Raw genomic sequence first — 5,437 nt, 5'->3', positions numbered from 1 at the left:
TGATTTTGATTGTAATGCCTAAATCCCATATATGTTATTGATTACCAAATAAATATACAAAACAACAGTCAATCTTACAAATGTTTTAATCAAAGAAACCGCCTCAGTTGTGAGACGGCTTCTTTTTGGGTTACAACAGCAGAATCGGATTCTGTATAGTGCTTATTTAAAATTTTATTTTCGGCATTGGTTTGTGTGTTTTCTTTGGGATCGTCCTGATCCGGATCGCATCTGCAGGACAGGGAAACAAAACCGCAAAAAATTCCCAATAGTATGGTGGCAATTGATTTCATAAAAGTTTCAGTTTAATTGTTTTTATTTTCGCTGGAAGGTTTTTGCATTTCCGACATTCTGTGAGCCGCCATTTGATCTGTTGTTATATTCGTCATGGCAACAGAAAGTTTATTTTTCAATCCTGAAATTACTTTGTCTTCTCCTTTCATTAAAGCATTAAACCCATCCATTGCTACATCTTCGGGTGAGGCAAGATTATCGGGATCATCCAGAATTTTACTTTCGTTCATATCTGCTTTGTTGAAAAAATCTGTATCAGTAGGTCCCGGCAAAAGTGCTGTTACGGTAATCCCCGAATCTTTCAGCTCTTCTCTTATGGCCTCAGACCAAGATAAAACAAAGGCTTTTGTACCGTGATATACAGAATGCCAAGGTCCGGGAGCTTTACTCGCGATGGAAGCAAGATTCAAAATTCTTCCTGAACCTTTCTGTAATCGGTCTTTTAAGAATAATTTGGTTAAAATAATTACGGAGACAATATTCAGATTGATAATATCTACTTCACGGTGAATATCGGTTTCCTGAAATTTTCCGTATACTCCCTGTCCTGCGTCATTTACAAGAATTTCAGGGCTTATTCCGTTCAGCTTAAGTTCAGAATACAAAGAATACGCATCCTCCTGATTAAAAAGGTTTTTAGCTATGGTGATTACATTTACTCCAAAGCTTTTCAATTCTGCGGCTTTCTTTTTCAGCTCGTCATAATTTCGGGCAACAATTACGAGATCGTAGCCGTTTTGGGCGAAAATTTTTGCCAGTTCGTAACCGATTCCGCTGGTTGCGCCGGTTATTAAGGCATATTGGTTTTTCATATTCATTTTAAGTGATTTAAAGATTGATGATTTTAATTATTTCCATGGATCAAGAACCACTTTTACACAGCCGTCTTCTTTTTTATCGAAAATTTCGTAGCCTTTGGCAACTTCGGTAAGAGACAGACGGTGCGTAATGATATCGTCAAGAACAACCCGACCGCTCTGAACATGATCCATAAGATCATCAATAATCGCATGAACGTTACACTGTCCTGCCTTTATTGTAATTCCTTTATCGAAAATCTGTCCTAATTTGAAATTATCGTAGTTCACAGGATAAACTCCTAAAACAGAAACAATTCCACCTCTTCTTACGGCACTCATACAAGCTTCAAGCACTTTAACAGAACCTTTTTCAAGATTTAAAACCGCTTTGGCTCTGTCCAGTAAATTTCTGTCGGGCTCAAATCCTACTGCATCAATGCAGACATCCGTACCTCGTCCTTCCGTCATATCTCTGATCTGCCGGATGACATCTTTTCCGTCTTTCCAGAGAATTGTATCGCAGCCTGTAATGTTTTTAATCTGATTTAAACGGTATTGCTGGGTATCTATAACGATCACTTTTCTGGCGTTGTGCAGGATGGCACTTTTTGCAGACATGGAGCCTACAGGACCTGCGCCGAAAATCGCCACCGTTTCTCCTCCTTTCAGTTCTCCCCAAAGTACTCCGGTGTAACCTGTAGGAAAAATATCCGTAAGGAATAAAACCTGTTCATCGCTTAGGTTTTCAGGAACTTTTCTCGGTCCCACATGAGCGTAAGGAACTCTCACGTACTGCGCCTGTCCGCCGTCGTACCCTCCGTAAAGATCTGAGTATCCGAAAAGCGCTCCTCCTTTTTCCGTAACAATTCCTCCTTCCGGACCGTAATGTTCGGGATTGCTGTGTTCGCAGGCGGTGGGAAGATCATGCTGACAAAAAAAGCAGCTTCCGCAGGAGATAGGAAACGGAACAACCACTCTGTCTCCCACTCTTAAACTGGTAATGTTTTTTCCGACTTCTTCTACAATCCCCATAAACTCGTGCCCCATAACCATGGGTCTTGCCTGAGGAATTCCTCCCGAATACATATGAAGATCGCTTCCGCAGATCGCTGTGGAAGTTACTCTTAAAATAATGTCGTTCTGGTCTTTGATAATAGGATCATCCACTGTATCGCAGGTGATATTTCCCGGCGAATGAATAACTGCTGCTTTCATATTTTACTATTTTAGGTTGGTGTGTAGTTAATCTGAAGGAATTTTAAATCCTTTCATTATCAAATATACCTTGTATCCGGTGCTGCAGTTTATGACCTGTGTCATAACATTATTTCCTGAAAAGCATTACTAAATAATACTTGCTCAGTATCAGTAATTTAACCTAAAACAAATGGCATGATCGTAGTTTATCGAATCATGATATGGCTGTAAAACAGTGATCTTTTCTTTACTTGTAATATAATTTATCAAACTTGTGTGAAATTAACAAATGATAATTCGGGTAATTTAGATTTTACTTTCCTTTGTTATATAAAGATACACAATAAGGAAAATTTGATTAACCTATTAAAACCCAAATGAAATAGAGATCTTATTTCGAGAAAGACAGATATTGAATTTTATCTGTCTTTTATTTGTCTTACTTCTGAAGAGATTCCGGTCTGCTTTATTTTTCGGATCTTCTCTGAATTCTTTTTTTAATCCTGCTTAATGATACGGGAGTAATTCCTAAAAGTGAGGAGATGTATTTTGCCGGAACCCGACTGATAATTTCCGGATATTCTTTAGAAAATTTAATGTATCGTTCTTCAGCAGTGAAAAAGATGAAATCTTCCTGCCGTATGATATATTCTGCGATTAAATTCATCATAAAATCGAAAGCTACAGACAGCATCCTTTCATTGGAATAAACGTAAGACTGAAGTTCGGAGAGCTCAAACCGGTAGAAAATGCAGTCTTCCAGACATTCGAAGTACAATCTGCTTTCCAGATTACGGATCAAAGCGTAATAATCTCCGAAATGGTCTCCTTCGAGTCTTATAAAAATGGTTTTTTCAAGCTCATTTTTGCCTGAAACATAATACGTCCGTACAATACCTTTTTTAATAAAGTAAAAGTATTGGCAAACATCCCCCGGCTCTATGAAGATAGCACCGGCGGTATAGGTTTCAACGGCTATTTTTCCCGGATAATGATAGACATCATCGTAAGAAATACTTTTTATTTTGTCCGCCATAGCTTCTGCTATTTCCTTTTTATCGTGCATTGATCATAATTTTACGGTAACACTTTGTTTTGAGGGACGAATAAAAAATGGGTAATAAATTCATGGAATCATTAAACGATGATTTCTTTTTGGAGCGCCCGATTTTTATCGGGAATTCCGAAATTAAGCTGATTCAGAAGTTCCGTATCTTTGTAAAACAGATTCTTTTTTTTCATGATAATTCCTCTAACCTCTTTCTTTTCAAGACATCTCTTTTCTAAAAGATCTGCATAAAATCTATGGCAATCGGGAGTTTTTATCTTTTGTATTTTTTTATTCATTGATGAAAAGTGGTTGTAGGAATTCTGTAATCTTCCGTTATTTGTTTCACCGAACACAGTAAAAATAATTTTCCTATGTGTGTATCTCTTTAAGAGAATCCATAAAGCAAATAGGAATTTCTGAGATTCTAAAAGTGTGTTAACAGTTGTCTGAAGCTCTCCTGTGCGCAAGAGAAAACAAGGTAGAATACAAATCATCAAGCCCGAAAGGCTTACCAATAAAGCAGTCTGCACCCGCATCGAATGCTTCTTTCCTTTTGAGGCTGTCTATCGAAACCGCTATAACGGGTAGTTTTTTAAGCGTCTGCTGTTCACGGATTTTTCTGATAATCCCGAATCCCGACAGTGAGTTCAGCATATCTACAATAACAATATCCGGAGCGAATTGCTCTATCTGTTTTACAGCATCTTTATTTTTATCCTGAGACTGAACCACGTAGTTTTCCTGCTCAAGTATATCCTGCAACACCTTAAAAGTTGCATAATTATCATCGAAAATCATAATTTTATTCTTATTCATCGTGTTCGGAAATAAAACAATTCAATTTTGTATTTTATAGCAAATAATAAAGTGAAACTGAAAAAAAATAGTTTTTTAAACGTTATATTTCTCACAGCAAAGAAAAAATATTATTTCGGGAAGAAAATTAACTTATGTTAATTCCAATCAGATAAATTCTTTGGATGAAATCAGTTTTTAGGATACAGCCTTCTTTTTATTCTGCTCAACGATGCGGGAGCCACTCCCAAAAGAGAGGCAATATGCTTTTCCGGTATGCGCTTCATAATTTCAGGATTTTCTTTTGCGTATTTAAGGTATCTTTCTTCGGGGTTTAAAAAAATAAAATCTTCGTTACGGGAAAGATGCTCTCCCAGTAAAAACAGGGTATAATGTAAACTGAACTTCATCAACCCTGAATTCTGCCGAAGGTATTCCTTTACATCATCAAAATTAAACTTATAAAGGATACAGTCTTCTTCGCATCCATAATAAAGTCTTGCCGAAGAATTTAATATTAATGAGCAGTAATCGCCAAAAAAATAGTTTTCCATTCTTATGTATACCGTTTTTTCCATATTCTTTTCATCACTAAAGTAATATGCTCTCACCACTCCTTTTTTAATGAAATATAAAGACTTCACCTTATCTCCGGGATAAATTAATAAGCTGCCGTTTTTATGATGCTCTATTTTTACTCTGCCTTTATAATTCAGAATATCAGTATCCTGCATACCCGGAATTATCTTTCCCAATGTTTCCGCAATATTGTCTAAAGTACCCATGGCATTTAAAAAATTTCTTCTTTGAATATAACAATATTTAGCGTTTTATTTTAATAATTATTCAAAATATTATCGTTTAATTAGAGAGAAACGCATAATTAAATACATAATCATGTGAAATTAAATATTATACAAAATTTCTTTAAACGAAAAAACAGCCCTTCCGGACTGTTCCATATAATTTTTAAGATGATGTTATTTGCCGGCGCGGGAAACTCTCCAGACAATACCCCCAACATCATCTGCCACCAAAAGAGAACCATCTGCGATCTGAAGGACTCCGACAGGTCTTCCGTACACATCACCCTTTGCTTCGTCTGCTATAAATCCTGTAAGAAAAGGCTGATAAGAAGCTGCCGGTTTACCATTGGCAAAAGGAACAAATGCAACCTGATATCCTACCAAAGAAGATCTGTTCCAAGATCCGTGCTGTCCGATAAATGCTCCGTTTTTATATTTTTCGGGAAATTGTGAACCTGTATAAAATGTTAAACCTAAAGAGGCCGTATGACTTC

8 protein-coding genes are annotated in these 5,437 nt (G+C 36.7%); all 8 read right to left on the bottom strand.

Annotation, left to right across the window (positions count from 1 at the left end; genetic code table 11):
- Positions 1–89: 89 nt before the first annotated feature.
- Positions 90–293 carry a hypothetical protein gene (locus WFK35_RS20200; RefSeq protein WP_336734236.1) on the bottom strand — a complete coding sequence of 68 codons (204 nt, stop codon included), beginning with the start codon at positions 291–293 and terminating at the stop codon, positions 90–92.
- Positions 294–305: 12 nt separating this feature from the next.
- Positions 306–1,112, bottom strand: coding sequence for an SDR family NAD(P)-dependent oxidoreductase (locus WFK35_RS20195; RefSeq protein ID WP_336734234.1), 807 nt, complete (start codon positions 1,110–1,112; stop codon positions 306–308).
- A gap of 30 nt (positions 1,113–1,142) precedes the next feature.
- Positions 1,143–2,309: a zinc-dependent alcohol dehydrogenase gene (locus WFK35_RS20190; protein WP_336734232.1), complete on the bottom strand. Its 1,167-nt coding sequence runs from the start codon at positions 2,307–2,309 to the stop codon at positions 1,143–1,145.
- Positions 2,310–2,757: 448 nt separating this feature from the next.
- On the bottom strand, positions 2,758–3,357 hold the full coding sequence (locus WFK35_RS20185) for a Crp/Fnr family transcriptional regulator (protein WP_214590080.1): 600 nt from the start codon (positions 3,355–3,357) through the stop codon (positions 2,758–2,760).
- Positions 3,358–3,428: 71 nt separating this feature from the next.
- Complete coding sequence (locus tag WFK35_RS20180) at positions 3,429–3,638, bottom strand: hypothetical protein (protein ID WP_336734230.1); 210 nt, start codon at positions 3,636–3,638, stop codon at positions 3,429–3,431.
- 139 nt (positions 3,639–3,777) lie between these two features.
- Positions 3,778–4,140, bottom strand: coding sequence for a response regulator (locus tag WFK35_RS20175; RefSeq protein ID WP_336734228.1), 363 nt, complete (start codon positions 4,138–4,140; stop codon positions 3,778–3,780).
- A gap of 188 nt (positions 4,141–4,328) precedes the next feature.
- Positions 4,329–4,922 (bottom strand): Crp/Fnr family transcriptional regulator, encoded by a 594-nt coding sequence (locus tag WFK35_RS20170; protein ID WP_336734226.1) that lies wholly within the window; start codon positions 4,920–4,922, stop codon positions 4,329–4,331.
- 195 nt (positions 4,923–5,117) lie between these two features.
- Positions 5,118–5,437: PQQ-dependent sugar dehydrogenase (locus tag WFK35_RS20165; RefSeq protein ID WP_442892094.1), on the bottom strand; the 320-nt coding region annotated here is incomplete at its 5' end.

The organism is Chryseobacterium sp. VD8 (genome assembly GCF_037149975.1).
GTDB lineage: Bacteria > Bacteroidota > Bacteroidia > Flavobacteriales > Weeksellaceae > Chryseobacterium > Chryseobacterium indicum.
Note: the sequence above shows the minus strand (reverse complement) of the source record. Positions and strands in the feature narration are given on the sequence as shown.

Excerpts from the sequence above, each read along its gene's own strand:
- WFK35_RS20175 (WP_336734228.1), bottom strand. The coding sequence starts at position 4,140 with ATGATTTTCGATGATAATTATGCAACTTTTAAGGTGTTGCAGGATATA.
- WFK35_RS20185 (WP_214590080.1), bottom strand. The coding sequence starts at position 3,357 with ATGCACGATAAAAAGGAAATAGCAGAAGCTATGGCGGACAAAATAAAA.
- WFK35_RS20170 (WP_336734226.1), bottom strand. The coding sequence starts at position 4,922 with ATGGGTACTTTAGACAATATTGCGGAAACATTGGGAAAGATAATTCCG.
- WFK35_RS20200 (WP_336734236.1), bottom strand. The coding sequence starts at position 293 with ATGAAATCAATTGCCACCATACTATTGGGAATTTTTTGCGGTTTTGTT.
- WFK35_RS20195 (WP_336734234.1), bottom strand. The coding sequence starts at position 1,112 with ATGAATATGAAAAACCAATATGCCTTAATAACCGGCGCAACCAGCGGA.
- WFK35_RS20180 (WP_336734230.1), bottom strand. The coding sequence starts at position 3,638 with ATGAATAAAAAAATACAAAAGATAAAAACTCCCGATTGCCATAGATTT.
- WFK35_RS20190 (WP_336734232.1), bottom strand. The coding sequence starts at position 2,309 with ATGAAAGCAGCAGTTATTCATTCGCCGGGAAATATCACCTGCGATACA.